Genomic DNA, 26,381 nt, shown 5'->3' with positions numbered 1-26,381 from the left:
ATGACAGATGAACCGGAGAAGAAAATGAACGCTAAAATCGCACTGATTACCGGCGGAAGCCGGGGATTAGGTAGAAATGCTGCCTTAAAACTCGCTAAAAAGGGTGTTGATATCATCCTGACCTGGCGGAGCGGTGAACAGGACGCGCAGCGGGTGGTGGATGAAATCACCGCGCTGGGTGGGCGTGCAGCGGCTATCCAGCTGGATGTGGCCGACAGCAGTCGCTTCGACGACTTCACAGAGAGTGTACAAAATAAACTCAGCGAGGTGTGGCAGCGCGTAACCTTTGATTATTTAATCAACAACGCCGGAACGGGCCTGCATGTAGCCTTTGTTGAAACCAGCGAAGCGCAGTTCGATGAGATGGTTAACGTCCATTTCAAAGGCCCATTCTTTCTCACGCAGAAGCTGCTGCCGCTTATTGCGGACGGCGGACGTATTTTGAATATCTCCAGCGGTTTGGCCCGTTTCAGTCAGCCCGGTTCCAGCGCCTACGCGGCAGTTAAAGGCGCCATGGAGGTCCTGACCCGCTATCAGGCGAAAGAGCTGGGTGTACGCGGCATTACTGTGAATATCCTGGCCCCTGGGGCGATTGAAACGGATTTCGGCGGCGGCAGGGTACGTGATAATCCTGAGGTTAACGGCTTTATCGCGGCACAGACGGCTCTGGGCAGGGTGGGACTGCCGGATGATATTGGCAATGCAATAGCACACATTCTGAGCGACGAATGTGGCTGGATCAACGGACAGCGTATTGAAGCTTCCGGCGGCATGTTTCTCTGATACAGCAACGTCGCCTTACAGCCCGATTTGGTTAAATGCCCGGGTTTGCGCCATAGTAAAAGTTCTTTGGGATGTCATAACCTGGGAGTATCACACTATGTTGAAAATACTGGGGCGCGCCTCATCGATTAACGTCAGAAAAGTGCTGTGGGTTTGCGATGAGCTGGATATCGCTTTTAATCGCGAGGAGTGGGGCGACGGTTTTAAGTCGCTTCAGGACCCGGCATTCAGAAAGATGAATCCTAATGGGCTGATCCCGGTGATTCAGGAAGGGGATTTGATTATGTGGGAGTCCAACGCCATAATTCGCTACCTGGCTAACAGCCGGGGCGGTGACTGGCTCTATCCGCAGGATCCCCGCGCGCGCGCGCCAGTCGACCAGTGGATCGACTGGCAGGCCACCGAACTCAGTACCGCCTGGCGATACGCATTTATGTCGCTGGTTCGTCACTCTCCGGCACATCAGGATGCGCGCTTGCTTGCCGCCGCCTGTAAGGGCTGGTCGCATACCATGGGGATCCTGAATCAGCAGCTGGAACGTACCCAGGCCTGGGTGGCCGGCAGCGCATTTTCACTGGCCGATATACCGGTTGGGCTATCCGTCAACCGCTGGTATGAAACCCCGTTAGACCACCCAGAACTGCCCGCCGTTAGGGCCTATTATGAGCGGCTGACTCAGCGAAAAGGCTATGCCAAATGGGGACGTAACGGCACGCCTTAACGTGAGGGCTGCACTTTTGAAACCCTGGCGGAGTCAGCCTGGTTTAAATCCCGGTTTGCCGTTAGCTGCACGCCATTCCTTCACCTCTTTTACGATACCTTCGGGACTATCTTCCCTGCTATCATCAGGGTAATAGATTAGGTCAGATCCCGAAGGGTGCTCGCTTAACCGCTTAAACTCCAGGATATTGTTTATATCTTCTCCTTCTGTCGTATTCTGGACGTTAATTATTTTTTCCACAAAAGCCAAAAACTCGGCTTCGGTGTAGTCAGATAACGTTTTCTTTTCCATCTTATTTACTCCCTTTATGGTTCTCAATATGACACTTCGGAGTCGTTACACGAATATTGTCAATATTATATATCTCACCATTATCTTTAATCGGTTTTACATGGTGTAACTCATATTTAACACGCCGCCCCTTTTGTTCACTCTCTTTAGGTGCGGGTGCTTTGCCAGCCCGGATATTACCCAGGTTACCTGCCTTGAACTGTTTACTTAACTCAGGATCTTTCCCTACTTCCAGCCAGAAGGCCTTACGGAACGCATCAAAGCTGCTGAATTCTCGCCCCAGCAATCTCTCCGCTATCTGGCCTGGGATTGGTGCGCCAGGCCCCTGCCCGGCTTTATTCAGCCAATCTGTGCCGACATTTTCTCCTTTCCCACTGACCCGGCCTGGCCTGTCGCGGGGGCTACTTATTACGACATAAATGGGCACGACGCCCGTACCGGACGCATCTGGCCGCCAATAAATAAAGTCCTGCAGCTGCTGCGTATTTCCCACAGGCGGTGACAGGGTGATATTACCCACCGGTTTCACATCCGTGCCAGTGTGCACCGGTGTGCCCGGCATTGCCGGAAGTCTGATGATATCCAGCCCGCTCACCGCATCGCGCACCGCATTTAGCACCGGCACCGCGGCGGGTACATTATCCCCGGTTTTCAGCAGCTCCAGGACTCAGCGAAAAGGCTATGCCAAATGGGGACGTAACGGCACGCCTTAGCGTAAGGCCGGCTACGGTGGGGCAATGCCGCTCATTTCACAGGCCAGCGCGCCGGTCCGCTTCAACGCATAGGTGTAGCGCTCATCAAAGGGGTAACAGCAGGAGAGACGCAGCGCACTGTTGCAGCGATCGCTCAGGGTGTAGAGCGCGCCGGGGGTCAGGCATATTTTCTCCTGTAGAAGCCGGTGAAACAGCTGCACGCTATCGACGTGACCCGGCAGCTCAACCCAGAAGACAAAGCCGCCGCTGGGCAGCGTTGCCCGCGTTCCCTGCGGAAAGTGCCGGGCGATGATGCCCCGAGCCTCATCAAGCTGTGCGGCATAGCGGCGGCGCAGCGTGCGCAGATGGTGGTCGTAGCCACCTGATTCCAGAAAATGGCCCAGCGTTTCTGAAAGCAGGCGCGATTCCGTCAGGGAAGATACCGATTTCAGCCGGGCCAGCTTTCCGGTAAAGCGTCCTGCGGCAATCCATCCAACGTGGAAATCGGGTGCAACCGTTTTAGTGAAGCTGGTGCAGTAGAGAACCCACCCCTCCCGATCGAAGGCTTTTACCGCGGGTGATAGCGGCCAGCAGAATTGCAGTTCGCCGTAAAGGCCATCCTCAATCAGCGGCACCTGATAGCGGTTGACCATCTCCGCCAGACGCTTTTTCTCCTCCAGTTTCATGCTGCATCCCAGCGGATTTTGCACGGTCGGCATGGCGACGATAGCCTGAATGCGCCGCTCCTGGAGTAGCAGCTCCAGTGCATCCAGCGACAGGCCGAACTGGGGGTCAGTGGGGATCTCGATGACCCTCAGACCCAGGCTGGCCAGCAGGGGAAAGAGATAAAAATAGGTGGGGGTTTCAATGCCCACGCAGTCGCCGGGCTGAGTGACCGTTCGTAATGCCAGCTGGAGGGCTTCCATGCAGCCATGCGTCAGCGTGATATCTTCCAGGGTAAGGCGGATACCCAGATCCATCGATCGGCGTGCCACTTCGCGCCTCAGGCGCTCGCTTCCGGGCGGCAGCGCGTAGCGCCCAATCAGCGCCGGTTCGCGACGTAGCAGCGAGGCCATGATGCGGCTGATTTTTGCCGTAGGAAAAAAATCGCTGTTTTGCGGGCAGGCGAGCGAGATGTTGGTGTAGTCCGGGTGGTTTTGCGCGGCAAAAACGGCATCAATCAGATCCAGTTTCTCACTGCTGGGAGAGCGCACCTGTGCCTGGCGGTCACCCGAGGATTTTACTGACGGTAGTACGCTACGGACGTAATAGCCTGACTGAGGACGCGCTTCGATAAGTCCGCGATCTTCCAGAATCCGGTAGGCAGCCAATACGGTATTCACGCTGAGCTGGTGATTGCTGGCACAGCGGCGAATAGCGGGCAGACGGCTGCCAGGGGGATAGGTGCCAACGTGGATCGCTTCCGCCAGCGTCTGCGCCAGCTGCTGATACAGCGTACTTTCCTGCATATCAATAATGGACACAGTTAATGCTCCCTCAAAGGGGTACAGATGGGATAATTTACAGATTGTACTCATTACAATAGTGTAATTGTGAGTCTGTTACCATTAGCGTGCGACTTTTACTATGGTCATCTCATTCATCTGTCGGATAGCCACTATGCTCGATCCCTCCTTTTTCAGCTATGTTACCGTGATGTCGATTACCCCAGGGCCGAATAACCTTCTGCTCGCCACCTCCGGCGTCAATTTTGGCATACGACGTACCCTGCCGATGATGCTGGGCATTATGGTCGGATGCGCAATCCAGACGGCGATCACCGGGCTGCTGCTGGAGGGACTCCTTCAGTGGATGGGAACTGTCAGAATGCCACTGACGCTGATAGGGTGTGCCTACCTGTTCTGGCTGTCATGGAAGATATTTCGCGCAGGTGTGCCTGAACTGCACGAAAAGGCCCGTCCGATGACGCTACTGGGCGGTGCGCTTTTTCAGGCGGTCAATCCCAAAGCCTGGCTGATGGCGACGAACGTCGCCCTGATGTATACCGCCAACAGCGGCATACTGGTGGTCATGATTGGGTTTATGGCGCTGAATCTGCCCTGTATTCTGGTGTGGGCCGCGCTGGGCGACAGGCTGGGAAAACACTTACAGGTGGCGTGGAAGCTGCGGTTATTCAATACCATTATGGGGCTGTCGCTGGTGATCACCACGCTGTGGATGCTGACCGAAGTCATTCATCTCTGAGCATCAGCAGGGGCGGCACACTCGCCGCCCCTGTTATTAATCGGGCGCGCCGCCCTTATCTTCGTGCGAAGGCCACTTCCAGTTGTGCACCTCCGGGATATCCTCGCCATACTCCCTTACCCAGGCATGGTGTGCCGCGAGTTTTTCCTGTAGCGCATCCAGTACGCTCCCCGCTTCTTCCTGCAATCCTGGTACGCGCAGAATGGCGTTTTGCGCCAGATGATAGCGATCCAGCTCGTTTAACACCGTCATATCGAAAGGCGTGGTGGTGGTGCCTTCCTCATTAAAGCCGTGAACGTGAATATTACGATGATTATTTCGTTGCCAGGTCAGGCGGTGGATCAGCGCCGGATAACCGTGGAAGGCGAAAATCACCGGCTTATCCGCGGTGAAGATAGTCTCCCATTCCTGCTCATCCAGCCCGTGCGGATGCTGCTCTTTCGTCTGCATCGCCAGCAGATCCACGACATTCACCACTCTGACGCGCAGGCCGGGAAGGTACTGGCGCAGCAAATCTACGGCGGCAAGCGTTTCGAGGGTGGGAACGTCACCTGCGCAGGCCATCACGACGTCGGCAGGCTCGTCCACCGTTTCATTACCGGCCCAGGGCCAGATACCCATGCCTTTTTCACAGTGTCTGATGGCCTGATCCATGGTCAGCCACTGCGGCTCAGGCTGCTTTCCGGCAACGATCACGTTGATCCTGTCCCAGGTGCGCAGACAGTGATCCCCCACCCACAGCAGCGTATTGGCATCCGGCGGCAGATAGATGCGGGCGATATCGGCCTTCTTATTGGCAACATGGTCCATAAAGCCCGGATCCTGATGGCTATAGCCATTGTGGTCCTGACGCCAGACATGGGATGAGAGCAGATAGTTGAGCGAGGAGATCGGTTTGCGCCAGGGCAGCTTACGGGAAACTTTTAGCCATTTCGCATGCTGATTAAACATTGAGTCGATAATGTGAATAAAGGCTTCGTAGCAGTTAAACAGGCCGTGCCTGCCCGTCAGCAAATAGCCTTCAAGCCAGCCCTGACACTGGTGTTCACTGAGGATTTCCATGACTCGTCCATCCTGCGCCAGCTGTTCGTCCCAGGGAAGGATCGCCTCCATCCAGCTGCGATTGGTCACATCAAACACCTTACCCAGCCGGTTAGAGGCCGTCTCATCCGGGCCAAACAGGCGGAAATTGTCCGGGTTGCGGGTAAAAATCTCGCTCAGGTAGCTGGCCAGCACCGCGGTTGACTGCGCCAGCGTCTCACCCGGCCTGTTAACCTCCACCGCATACTGACGGATATCAGGCACCTCCAACAGGTTGCGCAGTCGTCCACCGTTGGCATAAGGGGTGGAACCCATACGTTTATCCCCGGTTGGCGCCAGCGCCTGCAACTCCGGCATCAACCGGCCCGCATCGTCGAACAGCTCATCAGGACGATAGCCTGCCATCCACTGCTGGAGGATCTCCCGGTGCGCCTCGTTTTCCCGACATTCTGCCACCGGCACCTGGTGCGCACGCCAGAACCCCTCTACTTTTTTGCCGTCCACGGTTTTTGGCCCGGTCCAGCCTTTTGGGCTGCGCAAAATAATCATCGGCCAGCGGGGGACGCGCTTCTGTGCTTCACCGCGGCGTGCCGACTGCTGAATCTGCTGAATGCGGTCGAAAGCGTTATCCAACACGTCGGCCATATGACGATGCATCAGCTGGGGATCATCGCCGACTACGAACAGAGGTTCATATCCGTAACCGTTGAAAAGCTGTGCCAAATCGCCGTCGTCGGTGCGGCCCAGAATTGTGGGGTTGGCGATTTTATACCCGTTGAGGTGCAGAATGGGTAATACGGCCCCGTCACGAACGGGATTGAGGAATTTCGTGCCGTGCCAGCTGGCGGCCAGCGGCCCGGTTTCCGCCTCGCCGTCGCCGATAACGCAGGGGACGATCAGATTGGGATTGTCGAAGGCGGCACCAAAAGCATGAACCAGTGAATAACCCAGTTCGCCCCCTTCATGAATCGATCCCGGCGTTTCAGGCGCAGCATGGCTGGGAATGCCGCCGGGGAACGAAAACTGCCGGAATAGCTTACGCATACCTTCAGCATCCTGGCTGATATCAGGGTAAATTTCGCTGTAGCTCCCCTCCAGCCAGGTGTTCGCTACCATGCCGGGGCCACCGTGTCCCGGGCCACAGATGTAGAGCAGGTCGGTATCCCGCTGGCGAATAATTCGGTTCAGGTGAGCGTAAATGAAATTCAGGCCGGGCGTGGTTCCCCAGTGGCCCAGCAGGCGAGACTTTATATGGTCCGCCTCCAGGGGCTGCCGCAACAGCGGGTTGTCCAGCAGATAGATCTGCCCGACCGACAGGTAGTTAGCGGCGCGCCAGTAGCGATCCAGAAGCGTTAAATCAGGGTCTGAGACTGGCGGGTGTAAAGGCGTATCCATTTGTTTTCTCCTCGTTAGCGCATCAGATCAAAGCATAGACGCCTGCGTCGGCCATGCAGAGAAAGGGCGCAGAAGCGGGAGCGTTATGACATAAACAGGCCGGGTGTGGCAGAGGAGAGGGGGATTATGCTGCCCGGCGGGCACATGTTGCCACCGGGCGTTTCGGGGAATTACTTACCCATTGCCGTCGAGCCGGCCTGCTGCGCTTCATCGTTGGCCGCCACGGGTGGCGTATAGGCCAGCTGAAGAATCCGGCTGGTTTCTGCCAGCACCTTCTCCGTTGCAGCGACGTTACCGTTCAGGCTCTGCCCGAGGGACGGGATCATCGTTTTCAGCGTCGACTGCCATGCCGGGGTAGCCATCTTTTCTGCGAAGACCTTTTTCATCAGCTCCAGCATAATATGCGCCGCCGTTGAAGCGCCCGGCGATGCACCCAGCAGGGCAGAAATCGTACCATCCTGCGAAGTCACCACCTCGGTACCCAGTTTAAGTACGCCGCCTTTACCCGCCTCTTTTTTGATGATTTGCACGCGCTGCCCCGCTTTTACGCGACGCCAGTCCTCTTTTTTCGCCTGCGGTAAATAGGCCTGTAGCGCCCGATGGCGATCGTCATCGGTCAGCATCACCTGGCCTACCAGGTATTTCACCAGATTGAAGTTATTCAGCCCAACCTGCGCCATCGGTAAAACGTTCGATGAGGTCATTGAACCAAACATATCCCATAGCGAACCCTGCTTCAGATACCGCGTAGAAAACGAGGCGAAGGGGCCAAATAGCAGAACCTGCTTACCATCCAGCGTCCGGGTATCCAGATGCGGCACGGACATCGGCGGCGCGCCCACCTCGGCTTTACCATAAACTTTGGCCAGGTGGCGGTTCACCACCTCTGGATTATCAGTGACGAGGAATTCACCGCCCACCGGAAATCCCGCATAATCTTTCGCTTCCGGGATGCCGGAGGCCTGTAGCAGCGTCAGCGCCGCCCCGCCCGCACCGATAAAGATGTACCTGGCGCGAAGGGTTTGTTTACGTCCGCTGTTTTTCAGATCGGACAGGGTAACGCGCCACATTCCGTCCCGGTCGCGCTTGATATCGCGCACCTCATGGTGATTTTGCAGGCTGAATCCGGCGCTTTTTTTTAGCGAGGCAATCAGCTGGCGCGTGATTTCACCGAAGTTAACGTCGGTCCCCATCTCGCTGCGGGTTGCGGCAACGCGCTGATGTGCATCACGCCCTTCCATAATCAACGGGATCCATTTCTTGATCTGTTCAGGGTTTTCCGAGTATTCCATATCGCGAAACAGCGTATTTTTTTGCAGCGCGGCATAGCGTTTTTTCAGAAAGTTAACGTGTTCTTCCCCCCAAACGAAGCTCATATGAGGCACGCTGGTGATAAAGCTGCGGGGCTGACTCAGCACGCCCCGCTGAACCTGATAAGCCCAGAACTGTCGGGAGATCTGAAATGCCTCGTTGATCTCAACCGCCTTCCCGATAGCCACCGTACCGTCGCTGTTCATCGGGGTGTAGTTCATCTCAGCAAGCGCAGCATGTCCCGTGCCCGCATTATTCCAGCCATTTGAACTCTCTTCCGCGACGTCATCCAGGCGCTCGACCATGCCGATGTGCCAGTCTGGCTCAAGCTGCTGGAGGTAGGTGCCCAGCGTCGCGCTCATAATGCCGCCGCCAATCATTAATACATCGACGTCGCCCCTATTTTTCTCATCAGAGGTCGCATTTGATTTGCCTGGGGCAGTATGACAAATAGACTGGCGTTGTGCTGATTTCCGCATGATGCGACATCTCCATATGCTGAATTTTCAACATGTTATGCAGGTAATACAGGGCTGTTTCCCGGCTCAGTCTGGTCATCTGGCTGGATCCGGGGGGACGTCTTATAAAACCCACATGAATAAAATGGATTATTTAACAAGCAGTTAATGCTCTGGAAATATACCATTGTTACGAGGGAATTAAAAAATTGTTTAAAGATTAAAAGTGATAATGAAAATTCAAACAAAATTAGTAACATTTATGGGCGTTGAGAGTGTGGGCCTTGGGGACCGCCAGCAGGCGTCCAGGGGAGTGGGGATAGCGCATCGGGAAACCAGGATAACCCAGGGGAGCAGAAGAGGGCCGCGGGTGATGTGTGGCTAAAGCATGAACAGGGAGACAAAACCGGGGGACAGAAAATCAGGCACCCTGCTCCGTGGCCGGAGCAGGGGACGGTTATCAGGCGTTTTTCGCCGCTGCCGCTGCTTTCACAATGGCCGCAAAGGCATCTGCCTTCAGCGATGCGCCGCCAACCAGCGCGCCGTCAATATCCGGCTGGGCAAACAGCTCGGCCGCATTTTTATCATTCACGGAGCCGCCGTACTGGAGGATGACCTGGGCCGCTACAGCATGGTTTTCTTTTGCAATATGATCGCGGATAAATTTGTGTACTGCCTGAGCCTGCGCAGGCGTAGCAGATTTGCCCGTGCCGATAGCCCAGACTGGCTCGTAGGCAATGACCACGCCGTTGAACGCTTCAGCACCCTGGGTTTTTAACACCGCGTCAATCTGACGTGCGCACACTTCTTCGGTTTTGCCTGCTTCATTTTCGGCTTCGGTTTCGCCGATACACAGTACCGGGATCAGACCTGCCGCTTTCAGTAAGGCGAACTTCTTCGCGATAAGCTCATCGCTCTCTTTATGGTAGGTACGACGCTCAGAGTGACCGATGATAATGTACTGTGCACCGACGTCTTTCAGCATGTCCGCGGAGACTTCACCCGTGAAAGCACCGGAAAGGTTAACGTCCACGTTCTGCGCGCCGAGCACAATCTGGCTGCCAGAAAGGGCGTGTTTAGCCTGATCCAGATACATCACTGGCGGGGCGATAGCGACACCGCAACCGTCAACGCTGCTCAGCTCGTTTCGCAGGCCTGCAATCAGCTCTTTAACCACTGTTTTGCTGCCGTTCAGTTTCCAGTTACCCATAACTAATGGATGTCGCATCATATCCTCCGCGTCGCGAAATACGTTAAATTACCCTGCCGGAGCAGCGTTGTCTGCCAGACAGTATAGAGATGAAAACTATGAAAGGCTTTGCTTTTCGTCATCTTTGCCCGCGTCAGTTGGGGGTCATGGCCAGTTTTATTGGCTCGATAGCAAAGGTCAGCCCCTTATCACCGTTATCCGCAATAACATAGCGTAATGCCCCTTCGCTCTGTTCAAAGTAGCGCGATCCTTTACCCCTGTTTAGCAGGTCATCCAGACGTTTCAGGCTCAGCGCTTCGGTCAGCGTGGGCTCAAAAAAGCGCGCCAGGGCGGCCATATAAGCGCGGGCTTTATCACGTGCCGCCTTCTCATCAGGGCCTGGCACCGGCAGCCAGGTAATTTGCAGGGTTTTGACCTTACCCGTGCCCTGTTCAATGGCGGTAGAGCTATAGAGATTTTCATTGATCTTGCTGGCGGCACGGGTCAAATTACTTTTGTCCCCGCGATTGTCGATTGCCCGATACTCCGGGATCGTTAATGCTGGATTAATCGCATTATACTTTTCCCGAAACTGGCCGATAGTAAAATCAAATGTTGGCGCCCCCGCCATAAGATAGGGAGCAGTCGGCATATGCTCGGTACGATCCTGTGGCACAGGATCAGCCCAAAGCGGAGGCGTCGCCAGCGTAACGAAAAGTGTAATGCTCGTGATGAGCGCTTTATTCATGTTGTCCATCCTGAACCTTTCATTCAGACAAGATTAGAACGGACAATGGTCGGCAAAGTCAAAGCCTGACGCTGTTCCAGGGGATTAAAAATGACCTTACAAGCGTGGTGTTTCTCCTGGCGGGGAAGGCTGGGACGGCGGGACTTCTGGATCTGGCTGACGCTCTGGCTGGCGATGATGGTGCTACTGTTTACCCTGACGGCCCGGAACTGGTTAAGTTCGCAAACCGCTGCCTTTTGTCTGGTATGCCTGCTGTGGCCGACCAGCGCGGTGGTGGTTAAGCGTCTGCATGACCGCAATAAGCCGGGATACTGGGGACTGTTGTTGATCCTGGCCTGGATGCTGCTGGCCGGAAACTGGGAATCACTGCCCGCCAGCGGGCAGTGGGTGCTGAGCCGCTTTATTCCGACGCTGATCCTGGTGACCATGACGCTGGAGCTGGGGAGCTTTCGCGGCAGCGCTGGCGCAAACCGCTTCGGAAAAGCGGCGTTGCCGGTTAACTACAGAGGACGCCGTGCGGCCAATTACCAGTAGTGTTCGCTGGTAATATGGCCAGGCTTGCGCTTCAGATGCTTGCGCATATCCCGGCTATCTTTCAGCAGCTGCTGAGTATCACGTACCATTTGCGGGTTACCGCACAGCATAATATGGCTGCTTTCAGCATCCATCTGAATGCCGACGGCGGCCTCAAGCTCGCCGTTATTAATCAGCGCCGGTACGCGGCCAGTAAGCGAACCCGCTACCGCTTCGCGGCTGACCACGGTCTGTATCTGTAGCTGGCCGCTGTAGCGTTGCTGAAGCTGCTGCATCAGCGGGAGATAGCTCAGGTCCTGCGCATAGCGCACGGCATGGACCAGGACGATATTTTTAAATCGTTCCAGACCCTGGCCTTCCTGCAATATTGACAGATAAGGGCCAAGGGCGGTTCCCGTCGCCAGCATCCACAGCGTCTCGCAGGGCGGGATCTCATCCACCACAAAGAAACCCGCTGACTCTTTGGTGATCATCACCTCCTGACCCGGCTCAAGCGCGTGCAGGCGAGGACTGAGTTTGCCCTCTGGCACTGTCACCAGATAAAACTCCAGGTTTTTATCGCTGGGTGCATTCACAAAGGAATAGGCGCGCTGAACGCGTTCGCCGTCAATTTCCAGCGCCAGTTTGGCAAACTGACCGGCGATAAAGGGGTCGATGGGGGCGGTCACGGTGATACTGAATAAGCTATCTGTCCAGTCAGTCACCTTTTCGATACTGGCGTTTACCCATTCGGCCATAAAACAGCTCCTTAGTCGGTGTGGGGCACATTAGCCCTTTAGCCAATATCTTCGCTACTGAGCGGCCATTTTTCCAGTGGCAACGGCTGGCAAAGCTCATATCGACAAATTGAGAGGCGGCGCAGAGGGCAATAACGTACCGTTTATTTTACACTTCCGCGCGGATTCACTGACAGCTGCCGTCCAGCCATTTGCGCCACTCCGCTCGCTTTATTATGAAATCCTGATATTTTCCACGCCAATACCTTCTTAATCCTGATGAATACCCTTTTTACACTGGGTTATTCCGATAATCGTCCTGACTAAAATGAAAAAAATTGAAAACAGACAGCTGCTGATCATGCTGATTGCGCTGGTTGCCGTCGGTCAGATGGCACAAACAATTTATGTCCCCGCGATGGTCAACATTGCGGAGGCGTTTAATGTGCGTGACGGCGCGGTGCAGCGCGTCATGGCGGGCTATCTGATGACCTATGGCGGATCGCAGCTGCTGTACGGGCCGCTTTCTGACAAAATTGGTCGCCGTCCGGTGATTCTGGCAGGTCTGTGCATCTTTATTATGGGTACGCTGGTGGCGCTGACGGCAGCAAACCTGACAATGCTGATAGCAGGCAGCGCCATTCAGGGAATGGGGACCGGCGTGGCGGGCGTGATGGCCAGAACGATGCCGCGCGATCTCTACGCCGGCAGTGCGCTACGTTATGCTAACAGCCTGCTGAATATGGGCATTCTGGTCAGTCCGCTGGTCGCGCCCGTGATTGGAGCAGTACTGACTCACTGGCTGGGCTGGCATGCCTGTTTTGCGTTTCTGCTGCTGCTTTGTATCGCTGTGGGCTTCGCGATGCTGCGCTGGCTACCGGAAACGCGCCCGCTGCCGGTTGAAACGCGCAGGCTCTTTTCACGCTATCGTCCCTTGCTGGCTGACGGCACCTTTATCCGCTATCTGATCATGCTTATGGGCGCGCTGGGTGGGATAGCCGTGTTCGAGGCCAGCTGTGGCGTACTGATGGGCGGGGTGCTGGGGCTGAATACGCTGATGGTCAGCCTGCTGTTCATTGTGCCTTTGCCCGCGGCATTTTTTGGCGCATGGTTTGCAGGCCGTGACAACCGCCCCTTTACCCAGCTGATGTGGTGGGCGGTTAACAGCTGTCTGCTTGCCGGTGCGATGATGTGGATCCCCGCCTGGTTCGGCATTATGACTATCTGGACGCTGGTGGTGCCCGCCGCGCTGTTTTTCTTTGGTGCGGGTATGCTCTTTCCGCTGGCGACAACCGGAGCCATGGAGCCCTGGCCCTATATGGCCGGGACGGCAGGTGCGCTACTGGGAGGATTACAGAATCTGGGATCGGGACTGACCGCGTGGCTGTCAGCCCTGCTGCCGCAGAACGGCCAGTTTAGCCTGGGCATGCTGATGTTCGCCATGGCGCTGCTGATCCTGCTGTGCTGGCTCCCGCTCTCCAGGAGGCCAGAAGGTCAGGCCGTAGCGCAATGATGGTTCAGGGGCGGGCAGATGTCCGCCCCTGGCAAGCGGCGAGGGGGCTAAAGGATGTACGGATGCAGGCTCTCATCTTTTCGATCCAGATAGTGAATCGACTGGATGCGCCGGATGGTACGGGATTTGCCGCGCACCAGCAGCGTTTCGCTGGTTGCCATATTCCCCTGACGGGTAATGCCTTTCAGCAGGTCACCGCTGGTGATACCGGTTGCGGAGAAGATCACGTTATCATTACGCGCCATCTCAGCCAGCTGTAGCACCCTGCCAGCCTCAATGCCCATATCGCGACAGCGCGCCAGTTCCTGCTCACCTATCCGACGGTTTTCCGGCGTGTCACCCTTGACGGTGTGGCGGGGCAGCAGCCGCGCCTGCATGTCCCCATCCATCGCGCGGATCACCGCAGCGGAAACGACGCCTTCCGGTGCGCCGCCGATACCGTACAGCACGTCAACTTCGCTATCGGGCAGGCAGGTAAGAATGGACGCGGCAACATCGCCGTCGGGAATGGAGAATACGCGAACCCCAAGCTCTTGCAGAGAGGCAACCACCGCGTCGTGGCGTGGCTTAGCCAGAATCGTCACGGTCAGCGCGCTGAGCGGTTTACCCAGCGCCTGCGCTACACGATTAAGGTTCTCTGCCAGCGGCGCGTTAAGGTCTATTACGCCTTTTGCACCCGGCCCGACGATCAGCTTTTCCATATACATATCGGGCGCGTTAAGGAAGGTGCCTTTATCCCCGACGGCCAGCACTGCCAGCGCATTGGCCTGGCCCATTGCCGTCATGCGGGTGCCTTCGATAGGATCGACGGCGATATCGACGGCATCGCCGTGACCGGTGCCCACCTTCTCGCCGATATAAAGCATTGGGGCTTCATCAATCTCCCCCTCGCCAATCACGATTTCACCCGCAATGTTCACCTTATTGAGCATGATACGCATCGCATGAACTGCTGCGCCATCGGCCGCATTTTTGTCACCGCGTCCCAGCCATTTATAGCCTGCCAGCGCGGCTGCTTCGGTTACGCGTGAAAATTCTATGGCGAGTTCTCGTTTCATGATTTGCCCCGGGAAGAAAAAGAGGCGAAAAGTTTATCACAGGCGGGGGAAAGGCGGGAAATACCCGCGATTACAGCAATCGCGGGCAGCAGAGGCGGGCTGGGGGTTATGAATCGTCCTGGTCTTCCCACGCCTGGGCGCGGGCAACCGCTTTTTTCCAGCCTGCGTAGCGATAGTTACGCTCGGAGGTTTCAATACCGGGGCGGAACTCGCGCTCAATAACCGACTTGGCGCGAACCTCGTCCAGATCCTTCCAGAAGCCTACCGCCAGCCCAGCCAGATAGGCCGATCCCAGCGCGGTGACTTCCCGCACCTCAGGCCGCTCAACGCGTGCGCCAAGAATATCGGACTGGAACTGCATCAGGAAGTTGTTCGCCACGGCACCGCCGTCCACCCGCAAGGACTGCAGGCGAGTATTGGCATCCTGCTGCATCGCTTCCAGTACGTCACGCGTCTGGTAAGCGATAGATTCCAGCGTGGCGCGAATAATGTGGTTGGCATTCGCCCCACGGGTCAGGCCGAAAATCGCGCCGCGGGCATAGGGGTCCCAGTAGGGCGCGCCTAAACCGGTAAAGGCCGGCACCATATAGACGCCGTTGCTGTCTTTTACCTTGGTGGCAAAGTATTCCGAGTCGGTGGCGTCGCCAATGAGTTTCATCTCATCGCGCAGCCACTGAATGGAGGCACCGCCGATAAACACGGCCCCTTCGAGCGCGTAGTTCACCTCGCCACGTGGACCGCAGGCGATGGTCGTCAGCAGGCCATGGGTGGAGGTAACCGCTTCGGTACCGGTATTCATCAGCATAAAGCAGCCGGTGCCATAGGTGTTTTTAGCCATCCCCGGCTGTACGCAAAGCTGACCGTAGAGCGCAGCCTGCTGGTCACCGGCAATACCGGCGATAGGAATACGCGTCCCGCCTTTACCACCGATATTGGTCTGGCCGTAAACCTCCGAGGATGATTTCACCTCAGGCAGCATTTCACGCGGAATATCCAGGATGTCCAGCATGCGCTGGTCCCATTCCAGCTTGTGAATGTCGAACATCATGGTACGGGAGGCGTTGGTGTAATCGGTAATATGCACCCGTCCCTGCGTCATTTTCCATACCAGCCAGGCATCGACGTTACCAAACAGCAGCTCGCCGCGCTTCGCACGCTCACGCGAGCCCTCTACGTGATCGAGGATCCACTTAACCTTGGTTCCCGAGAAGTAGGGGTTAATCACCAGACCGGTGGTATGCTGGATGTACTCTTCCAGCCCCTCTCTTTTCAGCTTTGCACAATAGTCCGCGGTGCGGGGATCCTGCCAGACAATAGCATTGTAAATCGGCTTGCCGGTCTCTTTATCCCAGACAATAGCCGTTTCACGCTGGTTAGTGATGCCGATAGCGGCAATCTCATCGGAGCGAATATCAGCATGAGCCAGCACTTCGACCAGCGTTGAGCTTTGTGACGCCCAGATATCCATCGGGTCGTGTTCAACCCAGCCCGGTTTGGGGTATATCTGCTGAAACTCGCGCTGGGATACCGCCACAATATTGGCATCGTGATCGAGAATAACGGCGCGGGAGCTGGTGGTCCCCTGGTCGAGGGCGACAATATATTTTTTATCAGTGGTCATAATTCATTCCTGATGTGTAAAGGGTTAACAACTTACGCTTTACGCTGCTCAGCACGCGCTATCGGCTTATCTTGTTTTTTTTCCACCGCCTTCCCAGGCAGGTTACAGGCGATCAACGAGCGATAGCCAAATGCACCGATAATGGCACCCACAATCGGACCGAAAATCGGCACCAGGAAGTAAGGAATATCGCGGCCGCCGGTAAAGGCAACGTTACCCCAGCCGGCCAGCCAGGCAAAGAGCTTAGGTCCGAAATCACGAGCCGGGTTCAGGGCGAAGCCGGTCAGTGGGCCCATCGCTCCGCCAATCACCGCAATCAGCAGACCAATCAGTAAAGGTGCCATCGGGCCGCGAGGCAGGCCGTTGCCATCGTCGGTCAGCGCCATAATCAGCCCCATCATCACGGCGGTAATTACGGCTTCAACAAGGAAAGCCTGGCCAACGCTGATATGCGGGTTTGGATAGGTGGAAAAGACGCCTGCGAGGTCGAGGCTGGCAACCGTGCCGCGCACCATATGGTGCGTTTGCTCAAAGTCCAGGAACAGGTTGTAATAAAGGCCGTAGACCAGCGCCGCTGAGCAAAAGGCGCCAGCGATTTGCGCAAGAATGTAGGGTGCAACCTTACGACGGTCAAAGCTGGCAAACAGACAGAGGGCGATAGTGACCGCCGGATTAAGGTGCGCACCGGAGATCGCGGCGCTCAGGTAGACCGCCATGGCTACGGCGATACCCCAGATGATACTGATTTCCCACTGGCCAAAACTGGCACCGGCAAGCTTCATGGCGGCGACACAGCCTGCACCAAAGAAAATAATGGTGGCCACACCAAGAAATTCTGCGATGCACTGTCCTTTGAGCGTGCTTGTTGAATGACTCATAATGGTATTTCCTGAAGGCGAGGTTAAATGTTGTACAGCTCAATTTTTCTCATTCCCTGAGGCACCCAAATCTAATGTAGGGCTGATGTGAATTTATCGTTAACGCGCATAAACGAGAAATAGCGAAATCAAAACTTGTGCTCCAGGTCAAAAAAATGAGCGTTTTCGCGTGTTCCTGCTTTCCCTGCGCACTATTGCAATAGCGATATTCTGTTTTTTTTTCGCAATTTGTTAACGAGCGTCTTACTTTAAACGTCGCTTATGTTGTTAACGCCAGGTATAGACTGAAAATTGTTACATACTTCGCCCTGCGCGGGTTCGCTGCTGGACTTGACGGACCTGTCTACTTACAATCAGAACAACGTTGTTATCCGCGGGAATTCTGGCTTAACCATATGAGCTGCGGCTGGCAACTTCAACGCCCTGCGATTAGGAGAGGTCATTTACAATGTCATTTGAAGTGTTCGAGAAACTGGAAGCGAAAGTACAGCAGGCGATTGATACTATCACCCTGCTGCAAATGGAAATTGAAGAGTTAAAAGATCAGAATAACAACCTGAATCAGCAGGTTCAGCAGGCAGCTGGCAACAGCGACTCGCTGGTACGGGAAAATCAGCACCTTAAGGAAGAGCAGCTGGTCTGGCAGGAGCGTCTGCGCGCCCTGCTTGGCAAAATGGAAGAAGTCTGAGGTTACGGCCTGAAAAAGAGAAGGGTGCCACAGGCACCCTTTTTGCTGTCCGGGGTATGACAGAACCCGAAAGGGTCACTCGATATCGAGCGGGTCTTCGGAGAGGATGATACCGGTGTTGTCGGCATAAAGATGATCGCCGGAGAAGAAGGTCACGCCACCGAAATTGACGCGGATGTCGCTTTCACCGATACCTTCGCCAGCCGCACCTACCGGGATGGCGGCAATAGCCTGAATGCCGATATCCAGCTCTTCAAGGTCATCTACCTGACGAACTGAACCGTAGACCACGATGCCTTCCCATTCATTCTGTAGGGCCAGTCGCGCCAGCGCGGCGTCCACCAGGGCACGGCGCACCGAGCCGCCACCGTCTACCAGCAGTACGCGACCCCGGCCATTTTCCTCGAGCAAATCATAGAGTAGCCCGTTGTCTTCGAAACATTTTACCGTGATGATTTGCCCGCCAAACGAGGAGCGACCCCCGAAGTTGGAGAAAAGCGGTTCAACGACGTTCACATCTTCATGATAGATGTCGCAGAGTTCAGAAGTATCATATTTCATAAGGGTTTCGTCTGTTTGCCACAGGGAGCGTAAGTATATCGCTTTCTCACCGCCATTGGCAAAATCATCAGTGGATAAAAATTGCGCCAGGTCAGGCACATCGCAGTTAATTCAGGGCCAGGCCCAGCGAGAAAAGCACGTTGATCAGCAGGGACATTTTCACCGTTTTTTCAAGCTGAGGCCTCATGGCGAGGGCCGACGTCTGGGTTATAATTGCCCGCGCCTGCCTGAACAGTAGCGGTGCGGCGAGCAGAAAGAGCCATGCGGCCGCACCGGGCGCGGAAATAATATTGAACAGCGCGAAGCACAGCAGGGCACCAGCCAGCAGAACGGCATGATAGCGGCGAGCGTTAATGGCGCCCAGCCGCACCGCAAGGGTAAACTTCCCCTGCTGGCGGTCGGTGTCGATATCGCGCATATTATTGACGTTAAGCACCGCGACCGCCAGCAGGCCACAGGCCGTAGCGGGCAGAAACAGTACGCTGTGAAAGCTGTGTGCCTGTAGGTAATAGCTGCCGATAACGCCCAGCCAGCCGAAGAAAATCAGCACGGAGGCATCGCCAAGCCCCAGATAGCCATAGGGTTTTTTACCCACCGTATAGGCAATAGCCGCGACGATGGCGAGCGCGCCCAGCACGATAAACCCCAGAATATCGCTCACCGACTGGCAGGATGTCACGACCAGCGCGACCCCTGCAATAATGGTCATACCCACCGTTATCGCCAGCGCCCTGCGCATCTGCCGTGGGGTTATCACACCTTTTTGCATACCGCGCAGCGGCCCAATGCGCTCTGGCGTGTCGCTGCCCTTCACGGCATCGCCATAGTCGTTCGCCAGATTAGAGAGTATCTGTAGCAGCGCGGTGGTGAGGAGGGCAAGGCAGGCAATCAACAGATTAAACTGCCCGTGCCACCATGCCAGGGCTGAACCGGTGATGATCGAGGCGCACGCCAGCGGTAACGTTCGTAAACGCAGGCTCTCCAGCCATGCATGCGTGTGATTGTAGCCAGGAGCCGGATGAATATTTTCCGTCATAGGAGGAAACCTCTGCTGGGCAGAACGGTACGAGTCGTTAGTATGGTCAGTTTACCGTCAGCCAGCCGCGTGGGACTTAATCCTTATCAAGGATATCGCCTGTATTGCCCTTATTTCTGCGCTTTTCCCTGGTGTATCGGCCAGTACCAGCCATAAAAAAAGGAGGCCGGAGCCTCCCTCTGTTTTCTATCAACCCTTCTCAGAGAATAAAGCGGCTGAGATCTTCATCGGCCACCAGCTCATCCAGGTGCTTACCAACGTAGTCGGCATCAATGGTAAAGGATTGTCCGTTCAGGTCGCTTGCCTCAAAGGAGATATCCTCCATCAGACGTTCCAGCACGGTATGCAGACGGCGTGCGCCGATGTTTTCGGCGGTTTCGTTAACCTGCCAGGCCGCGGCAGCAATGCGACTGATCCCGTCGTCGGTGAAGTGAATATCCACACCTTCGGTATTCATCAGTGCCTTATATTGCACCGTCACGGAGGCGCTCGGCTCGGTGAGGATCCGCTCGAAATCGTGGGTGGTCAGCGCCTGTAGCTCAACGCGAATCGGCAGACGGCCCTGTAGTTCAGGGATCAGATCCGACGGGCTGGCTACCTGGAAGGCCCCTGACGCGATAAAGAGGATATGATCGGTTTTCACCATGCCGTGCTTCGTCGAGACGGTACAGCCTTCGACCAGCGGCAGCAGATCGCGCTGAACCCCTTCGCGTGAGACGTCCGGGCCGGAGCTTTCTCCACGCTTACAGACCTTGTCGATCTCATCAATAAACACGATGCCATGCTGCTCAACGGCGTCAATCGCTTCCTGCTTCAGCTCTTCCGGATTGACGAGCTTGGCGGCTTCTTCTTCCACCAGCAGCTTCATGGCGTCTTTGATTTTCAGCTTACGCGGCTTCTGCTTCTGACCGCCGATATTCTGGAACATCGACTGTAGCTGGCTGGTCATCTCTTCCATGCCTGGAGGGGCCATAATTTCCACGCCCGCCGAAGAGGCCGCCAGATCAATTTCTATTTCTTTGTCGTCAAGCTCGCCTTCACGCAGTTTTTTACGGAAAGACTGGCGTGCAGCAGAGGGCTCAGCGGCCGATTCAGACTGCCCCCAGTTATTCTTCGCCGGGGGGATCAGCACATCGAGGATGCGGTCTTCCGCCATCTCTTCCGCACGATAGCGGTTTTTCTCAATCGACTGAGATCGCACCATCTTAATCGCAGAATCGGTCAGATCGCGGATAATCGAGTCAACCTCTTTACCCACATAGCCCACTTCGGTGAATTTGGTCGCTTCTACCTTGATGAAAGGCGCATTAGCCAGCTTAGCAAGACGACGGGCAATTTCCGTTTTCCCGACGCCAGTCGGGCCAATCATCAGGATATTTTTGGGCGTGACTTCATGACGCAGCTCTTCGTTAAGCTGCATACGGCGCCAGCGATTACGCAGGGCGATGGCGACAGCGCGTTTAGCGTCGTCCTGGCCAATGATAAATCTGTTCAGTTCGCTGACGATTTCGCGTGGGGTCATTTCAGACATAGTTGGGGGTCCTTACGCTTTAGACGCTAATTCTTCGATGGTGTGATTGTGGTTGGTATAGATGCAGATATCCCCTGCAATACCCAGCGCTTTTTCCACGATATCGCGCGCACCGATGTCGGTGTTTTCTAACAGGGCGCGAGCCGCCGCCTGCGCATAAGGACCGCCGGAACCAATCGCAATCAAATCGTTTTCGGGCTGAATGACGTCGCCGTTACCCGTAATAATCAGCGAGGCATTCTCGTCAGCCACGGCCAGAAGCGCTTCCAGCTTGCGCAGCATTCTGTCGGTGCGCCAGTCTTTGGCCAGTTCCACGGCCGCCTTCACCAGATGACCCTGATGCAGTTCAAGTTTGCGTTCAAAGAGTTCAAACAGGGTAAAGGCGTCTGCGGTACCGCCAGCAAAACCGGCAATGACTTTGTCATTATAAAGACGGCGCACTTTTTTGACGTTGCCTTTCATAACGGTGTTGCCGAGAGTAGCCTGGCCATCACCGCCAATCACTACCTGGCCGTTGCGTCGTACACTTACAATTGTTGTCACGGGCAGACCCCTTGTTGCAGTAAAAGATAACCCCGCAGCTCAACTGCGGGGCATTGATGCAATCAGATATGGGGTGGCTTTAAGCGCTTTCAACCCCCCAGAGCGAGAGGGATACAATTTGTATGGCCTGAACTACGCAGGCTTTTCAGCGTGCTGTCAGCGCCTGAACGGCTGTTATAAGGGCCAATAACCACGCGATTCCAACCGCCGCCGGTGGTAACGCGACTTTCGAAACCTTCAAAAGCGAGCTGCGCGCGGATAGACTCAGCCTGATCGCTGCCTTTAAACGATCCGCACTGTACCATCCAGCGCTGAGTTTTCGCTTTCTCAACCTCTTTCGGCTTAGTTTCTGCCTTTGGCTGCTGCGCCGTCTGAACCGGGGCCTGATGGGTCGGCTCGTGGCTTACTGGCGCGGCGGGCTGGGTATGATGCGGGGCAGACTGCGGTAACATATGCGTCTGCTGCTGCTGAACCTGCTGCTGAGTGTGAGGCTGCTGCTGATTTTGCTGCTGCTGGGCGCGGATCTGTTGCTGCTGTTGGATCTGCGACTGCTGCGTTTTTATCTGCTGCTGTGCGCGAGCCTGCTGCTGCTGAATTTGCTGCTCCTGCTGCATTCGCGACTGCTGCTGCAACTGCGTCTGCTGCCGCTGTAGCGTTTGCTGGCGCTGTGCAGGCGTCTGTTCATTCCATGGTACTTCATTCAGCTGCGTGGGCTGCTGGCGCATGTCGGCCTGCATCTGCTCCAGTAGCTGACGCTGCTCATCGGTTAGCTGAGTCTGAGAGTGGACTTCGCCTCCTGCGGTAGGCTCGGTAGGCGTGGGAACGCTCATCTGGCGATTCTCCAGCTCCTTGATATAGCGCCAGCGCTCCTCGGGCTTGGGCGGCAGGCCATTACCCACGGCTTTACGGTCGGGAATAATAGGCGTTTCATCTTTTTTATGATGGGCGATAAACCAGAGCCCGCCAGCAAAAGTCACCAGTACCGCGACGGCAAGTCCGACCATTATCTTCGATACGCCTGAACCACCACTACGCTTTTTACTACTACGGCTGTTACGGCTGTTGGTCTTCTTGCGACGCGTCCCTGTCGAACGCCCGCGGCCTACATAATCTTTTTGTGCCACTATCGTTCCACTAATTTTCAATAAAAGGTGTGGTCGGGCGAAGTCGTTGCAGGTGCGCCCGGCTATTAGCCCGTCATGTTACTTAAGGGCCGCAAGTTTGACCAGCGTCGATACTGTTTTGAGCCCGCCGATCGCTGATTAAAGGCGGATAATGTGCTTTTTCCAGATTATTCTTTCTCCCTCAACGAGGGCGCGGTACTACCCCGTATTTTTAACTCAAAATCCAGCAGCCTGGAGCCGCTGTTAACGGGCTTACCCTTTAGCTGGGCAAGAAGCAGATTCATGGCTTCACGGCCAATATTAAAGCGCGGCTGTGCAACCGTTGTGAGCTGTGGGTCGCTGTAGCGGGACAATTCGATATCATCAAAACCAATTAGTGAGATCTCCTGCGGCACGCGCAGCCCCAGGATTTTTGCCTCGGACATGGCACCCAGCGCCATAATGTCGCTGTGGCAAAATATCGCGTCAGGGCGCCTGGGCAGTGCCATCAAATATTTCATTGCCCGGCTGCCTGCATCGAAGGTGAAATCACCTGGAACAATATAGTGGGGATCAACAGCAATGTCGTTACGCTTTAGCGCCTGAATATAGCCCTGTAACCGATACTGGCACAGCGGCATATCCTGAGGCCCGGTGATACAGGCAATGCGGCTGTGCCCCAGCTTCAGCAGATGGCTGACCGCTTCAAAGGCGGCCGTCAGGTTATCAATGTGTACGGTAGGCAGTTCCCGCGCGGGCGCAAACTCGTTGGCCATCACCATCGGCGGCAGGTTAGGCTGTTCCTCCACGCTGATATCAAAGGGAAGCTGGGAACCCAGCAGCACCATCCCGTCAATCTGACGGGTTAGCATCAGGTTAAGAAAGGATTTCTCCTGCTGGCTTTGATGCGCGCAGTCGCCGATCAGCACCAAATAGCCCTGGGCGGCTGCCACCACTTCCACGCCGCGAATGATTTCGCTGAAAAAGGGGTCACAGATATCCGGCACGATAACCAAAATGGTGTGGGATTCACTGCGCTTACTGCTGCGGGCCATAGTATGAGGGGAGTAGCCCGTGGCGACCACCGCCTCTTCAACCTTCAGGCGCGTGGCGGCCGAGACTTTTTCAGGGTTCATCAGGGCGCGCGAAACCGTCGCCGTGGATACGCCAGCTTTTTCAGCGACATCCTTCATCGTCGCCCCCGCTGCCTCTTTCGTGTGTTCCAACGCTATTCTCCTTGCCCGAGTCGGCCTGTCGCGGGTCGCACCGACCTGTAAGGTAAATTAATGAGTCCCTCTGACCCTTGCCACATTTCTAACAGATGTTAGCGGACGCCGTTACCTAATTTGCATAAAAAATGTGACATAGTCGGCTTTTTTCGAGCCTGCTCGCAAAGCAGACGAAAAGCAGCCTGTATTTCAACCTTCCGTTGGATCAATATCCAGCGTCCATTTGACTTTACGCGCCTGGGGTAGCGTGCCGATCAGCGGGAGCGTGTTCTTTATCAACCGCTGCAGGAGCCCCCGGGAAGGGTGTTGCAGCAAAAGCTGCCAGCGATAGCGCCCACCACGTTTGGGTTGCAGCGCCGGTACCGGACCCATCACCCAGAACGCCTCATCCTTTAACGGACTGGCTTCCAGAAGATTACGTAGCTGCTGTAAAAATAGCGCGGACTGCTGGTTATCATGATCGTCTGACCGAAACAGCGCATGGCTGGTGAAGGGTGGCAGGAAGACGGTTTTGCGCTCATTCAGGGCACGAAACGCAAAGGCATCGTAGCCTTCATGCAGAAGCGTTTGCAGTAAAGGGTGCTCGGGATGGTGAGTCTGTAAAACGACCTCTCCCTGCTTACCGGCGCGCCCGGCGCGTCCGGCCACCTGAGTGTACAGCTGGGCGAAACGCTCGGCAGAGCGAAAATCTGCTGAGAACAGTGCCCCGTCCACGTCCAGCAGCGAAACCAGCGTGACGTCGGGGAAGTGGTGGCCTTTCGCCAGCATCTGTGTACCGACCAGAATACGGGCACCGCCGCGATGAACGTCGGCGAGGTGCTGTTCCAGCGCACCTTTTCGGCTGGTGGTATCGCGATCGATACGGGACAACGGCACGTTGGGGAAAAGAGCGGTGAGATTATGCTCGAGCTGCTCTGTACCCAGCCCCACGGGAACCAACTGCGTTGAACCACATTGTGGACACTGATTAGGCACCGGGCGCTGGCTGTCACAGTGGTGGCAGCGGAGCTGGTGATGATGCTGATGTAGCGTGTAGTAACGGTCACAGCGCTGACATTCAGCAATCCAGCCGCATTCATGGCAGAGCATGGCAGGTGAGAATCCCCGGCGGTTCAGGAACAGCAGTACCTGGTTATCGGCGCTGAGATGCTGACCTATTTTCTTAATCAGCATCGGGGAGAGTCCCCCCTCCAGTCTGACCCCTTTCAGGTCCAGCAGCTGCTGGGTGGCCTGTCTGGCATTTCCCGCGCGTTTGCTGAGATTGAGCTGGCGATATTTGCCCATTTGCACATTATGTAGCGTTTCCAGCGCCGGGGTAGCGGAGCCCATCACTACGGGAATATCTTCCTGTCGGGCGCGAAAGACAGCCATATCGCGCGCCTGGTAGCGCCAGCCTTCCTGCTGCTTGTAAGAGCTGTCGTGCTCTTCATCAATGATGATGACGCCGAGGCGGGCAAACGGGGTGAACAGGGCAGAGCGTGTGCCGATCACGATTGCCGTCTCACCGCTGCGCGCGCGCAGCCATACCGCCAGCCGCTCACTGTCATTCAAGCCGGAGTGGAGAACGTCTACCGGCGCGTTAAAGCGCTCGCGGAAGCGGGCGATCGTTTGCGGCGTCAGGCCAATTTCGGGTACCAGCACCAGCGCCTGGGCACCGCTTGCCAGGATGTTTTCCAGTATGCTCAGGTAGACTTCAGTTTTGCCCGAGCCGGTGATCCCGGCCAGCAGCCAGGCAACGAAATGGTCATCTTCGCCACGTATAGCACCCACTGCCATAGCCTGTTCGGTATTAAGGCGTAACCGCTCACCAATCACCGCATAACCGCTGCGCCAGTCTTCCCGCTGGCGGATTAGCGACTGCAAATCGCAGAGGCCTTTTGCCCGCAGCGCCTGTAGCGTGGCATCGGTAATGTCATGCTGACTGATTTCATGGCGGTAAAGGCTGCGCTGTCGCAGGGCGGAAAGGGCCTGCTGCTGCTTCGGGGCGCGTTTCAATGCTTCCGGAGGCGTTGCGCGACCGGTTTCGCTAATGACCCACTGGAAAAGCGGGGCCTCGGCGGCCATTTTCCCCTGACGCAGCAAAACGGGCATCGCATGAAACAGCACTTCACCGAGCGGATAATGGTAATAATCCGCCGCCCACAGGAGGATATGCCACAGCGAAGGCGGGTAAAGTGAAACGTCGTCCAGCACCTCGTTGACCGCTTTGAGCTGATCGAGAGGAAAATCGCTGGTTTCGCTCAGCCCCACCACCACGCCCACGGCTTTCCGCTTGCCGAAGGGGACGCTGACGCGACCACCAACCACTGCCGCAGGCAGGTGTGAAGGCAACAGATAATCAAAGTTACGGGCAAGGGGAACGGGAAGCGCGACCTGAACAACGGGCATGAATTCATCCGGATGAAATTATCAGCGGGATAGTGTACACTGTGTCTTCTGAAATGTGCGGATCCGATTGCAGCGGGTGGTTAATTTCTGTATAGTCCGCCGCCGTGATACGGCATTTTGGTATCATAACACCTGAATTTTTAATCTT

The 26,381-nt window shown here is 55.8% G+C and carries 24 protein-coding genes; 6 read left to right on the top strand and 18 right to left on the bottom strand.

From position 1 onward, the window contains the following. Positions 1 to 24 precede the first annotated feature (24 nt). Together AC4PCC_RS21465 and AC4PCC_RS21460 are read left to right on the top strand one after the other, a co-directional pair. Positions 25 to 783 (top strand): SDR family NAD(P)-dependent oxidoreductase, encoded by a 759-nt coding sequence (locus tag AC4PCC_RS21465; RefSeq protein WP_492125885.1) that lies wholly within the window; start codon positions 25 to 27, stop codon positions 781 to 783. Between the two features lie 97 nt (positions 784 to 880). After that, complete coding sequence (locus AC4PCC_RS21460) at positions 881 to 1,504, top strand: glutathione S-transferase family protein (RefSeq protein WP_492125884.1); 624 nt, start codon at positions 881 to 883, stop codon at positions 1,502 to 1,504. Positions 1,505 to 1,537: 33 nt separating this feature from the next. Here the strand turns inward: AC4PCC_RS21460 and AC4PCC_RS21455 are convergent, their stop codons facing one another. The 3 genes from AC4PCC_RS21455 to AC4PCC_RS21445 all read right to left on the bottom strand — a co-directional run bounded on the left by AC4PCC_RS21455 (position 1,538) and on the right by AC4PCC_RS21445 (position 3,956). Beyond that, positions 1,538 to 1,795: a bacteriocin immunity protein gene (locus tag AC4PCC_RS21455; protein ID WP_345829695.1), complete on the bottom strand. Its 258-nt coding sequence runs from the start codon at positions 1,793 to 1,795 to the stop codon at positions 1,538 to 1,540. 1 nt (position 1,796) lies between these two features. Then, the gene (locus AC4PCC_RS21450; RefSeq protein ID WP_492127590.1) at positions 1,797 to 2,357 is read right to left on the bottom strand and encodes an HNH endonuclease signature motif containing protein; all 561 of its coding nucleotides are present in this window, start codon (positions 2,355 to 2,357) and stop codon (positions 1,797 to 1,799) included. 162 nt (positions 2,358 to 2,519) lie between these two features. Next, positions 2,520 to 3,956, bottom strand: a complete 1,437-nt coding sequence (locus AC4PCC_RS21445; protein WP_492127589.1) for an aminotransferase-like domain-containing protein — start codon at positions 3,954 to 3,956, stop codon at positions 2,520 to 2,522. Between the two features lie 151 nt (positions 3,957 to 4,107). Between AC4PCC_RS21445 and AC4PCC_RS21440 the strand changes: the two genes are divergently transcribed. Beyond that, the gene (locus tag AC4PCC_RS21440) at positions 4,108 to 4,692 is read left to right on the top strand and encodes a LysE family translocator (RefSeq protein WP_492127588.1); all 585 of its coding nucleotides are present in this window, start codon (positions 4,108 to 4,110) and stop codon (positions 4,690 to 4,692) included. Positions 4,693 to 4,728: 36 nt separating this feature from the next. On the opposite strand, the gene AC4PCC_RS21435 is transcribed toward AC4PCC_RS21440, so the two are convergent. The 4 genes from AC4PCC_RS21435 to AC4PCC_RS21420 form a co-directional block, all read right to left on the bottom strand. Further along, on the bottom strand, positions 4,729 to 7,128 hold the full coding sequence (locus AC4PCC_RS21435; RefSeq protein ID WP_492125883.1) for a phosphoketolase family protein: 2,400 nt from the start codon (positions 7,126 to 7,128) through the stop codon (positions 4,729 to 4,731). Between the two features lie 170 nt (positions 7,129 to 7,298). Further along, positions 7,299 to 8,918: a malate dehydrogenase (quinone) gene (gene mqo / locus AC4PCC_RS21430; protein ID WP_492125882.1), complete on the bottom strand. Its 1,620-nt coding sequence runs from the start codon at positions 8,916 to 8,918 to the stop codon at positions 7,299 to 7,301. Positions 8,919 to 9,357: 439 nt separating this feature from the next. Then, positions 9,358 to 10,125 carry a triose-phosphate isomerase gene (gene tpiA / locus AC4PCC_RS21425; RefSeq protein ID WP_067709380.1) on the bottom strand — a complete coding sequence of 256 codons (768 nt, stop codon included), beginning with the start codon at positions 10,123 to 10,125 and terminating at the stop codon, positions 9,358 to 9,360. Between the two features lie 115 nt (positions 10,126 to 10,240). Further along, complete coding sequence (locus tag AC4PCC_RS21420; protein WP_492125881.1) at positions 10,241 to 10,843, bottom strand: DUF1454 family protein; 603 nt, start codon at positions 10,841 to 10,843, stop codon at positions 10,241 to 10,243. An 81-nt stretch (positions 10,844 to 10,924) separates the two neighbouring features. Between AC4PCC_RS21420 and AC4PCC_RS21415 the strand changes: the two genes are divergently transcribed. Next, complete coding sequence (locus AC4PCC_RS21415; protein WP_492125880.1) at positions 10,925 to 11,368, top strand: DUF805 domain-containing protein; 444 nt, start codon at positions 10,925 to 10,927, stop codon at positions 11,366 to 11,368. On the opposite strand, the gene fpr is transcribed toward AC4PCC_RS21415, so the two are convergent. After that, the gene (fpr, locus tag AC4PCC_RS21410) at positions 11,359 to 12,105 is read right to left on the bottom strand and encodes a ferredoxin--NADP(+) reductase (RefSeq protein ID WP_067709386.1); all 747 of its coding nucleotides are present in this window, start codon (positions 12,103 to 12,105) and stop codon (positions 11,359 to 11,361) included. The genes AC4PCC_RS21415 and fpr overlap by 10 nt on opposite strands. 307 nt (positions 12,106 to 12,412) lie before the next feature. Between fpr and emrD the strand changes: the two genes are divergently transcribed. Continuing rightward, positions 12,413 to 13,597 carry a multidrug efflux MFS transporter EmrD gene (gene emrD / locus AC4PCC_RS21405; RefSeq protein ID WP_067709388.1) on the top strand — a complete coding sequence of 395 codons (1,185 nt, stop codon included), beginning with the start codon at positions 12,413 to 12,415 and terminating at the stop codon, positions 13,595 to 13,597. A 47-nt stretch (positions 13,598 to 13,644) separates the two neighbouring features. Here emrD and glpX read toward each other — a convergent pair whose 3' ends face one another. The 3 genes from glpX to AC4PCC_RS21390 form a co-directional block, all read right to left on the bottom strand. Continuing rightward, positions 13,645 to 14,655, bottom strand: a complete 1,011-nt coding sequence (gene glpX, locus AC4PCC_RS21400; RefSeq protein ID WP_492125879.1) for a class II fructose-bisphosphatase — start codon at positions 14,653 to 14,655, stop codon at positions 13,645 to 13,647. 106 nt (positions 14,656 to 14,761) lie between these two features. Then, positions 14,762 to 16,276 (bottom strand): glycerol kinase GlpK, encoded by a 1,515-nt coding sequence (gene glpK, locus AC4PCC_RS21395; RefSeq protein ID WP_067709393.1) that lies wholly within the window; start codon positions 16,274 to 16,276, stop codon positions 14,762 to 14,764. A 32-nt stretch (positions 16,277 to 16,308) separates the two neighbouring features. Next, positions 16,309 to 17,154 (bottom strand): MIP/aquaporin family protein, encoded by an 846-nt coding sequence (locus AC4PCC_RS21390; RefSeq protein ID WP_492125878.1) that lies wholly within the window; start codon positions 17,152 to 17,154, stop codon positions 16,309 to 16,311. Positions 17,155 to 17,602: 448 nt separating this feature from the next. Between AC4PCC_RS21390 and zapB the strand changes: the two genes are divergently transcribed. Further along, positions 17,603 to 17,842, top strand: coding sequence for a cell division protein ZapB (zapB, locus tag AC4PCC_RS21385; RefSeq protein WP_067709398.1), 240 nt, complete (start codon positions 17,603 to 17,605; stop codon positions 17,840 to 17,842). Positions 17,843 to 17,917: 75 nt separating this feature from the next. On the opposite strand, the gene rraA is transcribed toward zapB, so the two are convergent. The 7 genes from rraA to priA all read right to left on the bottom strand — a co-directional run bounded on the left by rraA (position 17,918) and on the right by priA (position 26,233). Next, positions 17,918 to 18,403, bottom strand: a complete 486-nt coding sequence (rraA, locus tag AC4PCC_RS21380; protein WP_067709461.1) for a ribonuclease E activity regulator RraA — start codon at positions 18,401 to 18,403, stop codon at positions 17,918 to 17,920. A 106-nt stretch (positions 18,404 to 18,509) separates the two neighbouring features. Further along, a complete protein-coding gene (locus AC4PCC_RS21375; RefSeq protein WP_492125877.1) occupies positions 18,510 to 19,439 on the bottom strand; it encodes a 1,4-dihydroxy-2-naphthoate polyprenyltransferase in 930 nt (309 codons plus the stop codon). Between the two features lie 199 nt (positions 19,440 to 19,638). Further along, the gene (gene hslU / locus AC4PCC_RS21370; protein WP_492125876.1) at positions 19,639 to 20,970 is read right to left on the bottom strand and encodes an ATP-dependent protease ATPase subunit HslU; all 1,332 of its coding nucleotides are present in this window, start codon (positions 20,968 to 20,970) and stop codon (positions 19,639 to 19,641) included. A 12-nt stretch (positions 20,971 to 20,982) separates the two neighbouring features. Further along, positions 20,983 to 21,513: an ATP-dependent protease subunit HslV gene (gene hslV, locus AC4PCC_RS21365; protein WP_067709404.1), complete on the bottom strand. Its 531-nt coding sequence runs from the start codon at positions 21,511 to 21,513 to the stop codon at positions 20,983 to 20,985. An 89-nt stretch (positions 21,514 to 21,602) separates the two neighbouring features. Next, a complete protein-coding gene (ftsN, locus tag AC4PCC_RS21360; protein ID WP_492125875.1) occupies positions 21,603 to 22,637 on the bottom strand; it encodes a cell division protein FtsN in 1,035 nt (344 codons plus the stop codon). A 167-nt stretch (positions 22,638 to 22,804) separates the two neighbouring features. Then, entirely contained in the window at positions 22,805 to 23,809 is a 1,005-nt protein-coding gene (gene cytR, locus AC4PCC_RS21355; protein ID WP_492127587.1) for a DNA-binding transcriptional regulator CytR, read from the bottom strand. Between the two features lie 225 nt (positions 23,810 to 24,034). Beyond that, positions 24,035 to 26,233, bottom strand: coding sequence for a primosomal protein N' (priA, locus tag AC4PCC_RS21350; protein ID WP_492125874.1), 2,199 nt, complete (start codon positions 26,231 to 26,233; stop codon positions 24,035 to 24,037). Positions 26,234 to 26,381: the final 148 nt, after the last annotated feature.

The organism is Erwinia sp. L03-1 (assembly GCF_058686115.1).
This window is presented reverse-complemented; position numbering and strand designations above follow the sequence as displayed.

Coding starts and splice junctions, on each gene's coding strand:
- AC4PCC_RS21465 (WP_492125885.1), top strand. CDS start 25: ATGAACGCTAAAATCGCACTGATTACCGGCGGAAGCCGGGGATTAGGT.
- AC4PCC_RS21460 (WP_492125884.1), top strand. CDS start 881: ATGTTGAAAATACTGGGGCGCGCCTCATCGATTAACGTCAGAAAAGTG.
- AC4PCC_RS21455 (WP_345829695.1), bottom strand. CDS start 1,795: ATGGAAAAGAAAACGTTATCTGACTACACCGAAGCCGAGTTTTTGGCT.
- AC4PCC_RS21450 (WP_492127590.1), bottom strand. CDS start 2,357: ATGCCGGGCACACCGGTGCACACTGGCACGGATGTGAAACCGGTGGGT.
- AC4PCC_RS21445 (WP_492127589.1), bottom strand. CDS start 3,956: ATGCAGGAAAGTACGCTGTATCAGCAGCTGGCGCAGACGCTGGCGGAA.
- AC4PCC_RS21440 (WP_492127588.1), top strand. CDS start 4,108: ATGCTCGATCCCTCCTTTTTCAGCTATGTTACCGTGATGTCGATTACC.
- AC4PCC_RS21435 (WP_492125883.1), bottom strand. CDS start 7,128: ATGGATACGCCTTTACACCCGCCAGTCTCAGACCCTGATTTAACGCTT.
- mqo (WP_492125882.1), bottom strand. CDS start 8,918: ATGCGGAAATCAGCACAACGCCAGTCTATTTGTCATACTGCCCCAGGC.
- tpiA (WP_067709380.1), bottom strand. CDS start 10,125: ATGCGACATCCATTAGTTATGGGTAACTGGAAACTGAACGGCAGCAAA.
- AC4PCC_RS21420 (WP_492125881.1), bottom strand. CDS start 10,843: ATGGACAACATGAATAAAGCGCTCATCACGAGCATTACACTTTTCGTT.
- AC4PCC_RS21415 (WP_492125880.1), top strand. CDS start 10,925: ATGACCTTACAAGCGTGGTGTTTCTCCTGGCGGGGAAGGCTGGGACGG.
- fpr (WP_067709386.1), bottom strand. CDS start 12,105: ATGGCCGAATGGGTAAACGCCAGTATCGAAAAGGTGACTGACTGGACA.
- emrD (WP_067709388.1), top strand. CDS start 12,413: ATGAAAAAAATTGAAAACAGACAGCTGCTGATCATGCTGATTGCGCTG.
- glpX (WP_492125879.1), bottom strand. CDS start 14,655: ATGAAACGAGAACTCGCCATAGAATTTTCACGCGTAACCGAAGCAGCC.
- glpK (WP_067709393.1), bottom strand. CDS start 16,276: ATGACCACTGATAAAAAATATATTGTCGCCCTCGACCAGGGGACCACC.
- AC4PCC_RS21390 (WP_492125878.1), bottom strand. CDS start 17,154: ATGAGTCATTCAACAAGCACGCTCAAAGGACAGTGCATCGCAGAATTT.
- zapB (WP_067709398.1), top strand. CDS start 17,603: ATGTCATTTGAAGTGTTCGAGAAACTGGAAGCGAAAGTACAGCAGGCG.
- rraA (WP_067709461.1), bottom strand. CDS start 18,403: ATGAAATATGATACTTCTGAACTCTGCGACATCTATCATGAAGATGTG.
- AC4PCC_RS21375 (WP_492125877.1), bottom strand. CDS start 19,439: ATGACGGAAAATATTCATCCGGCTCCTGGCTACAATCACACGCATGCA.
- hslU (WP_492125876.1), bottom strand. CDS start 20,970: ATGTCTGAAATGACCCCACGCGAAATCGTCAGCGAACTGAACAGATTT.
- cytR (WP_492127587.1), bottom strand. CDS start 23,809: ATGAAGGATGTCGCTGAAAAAGCTGGCGTATCCACGGCGACGGTTTCG.
- priA (WP_492125874.1), bottom strand. CDS start 26,233: ATGCCCGTTGTTCAGGTCGCGCTTCCCGTTCCCCTTGCCCGTAACTTT.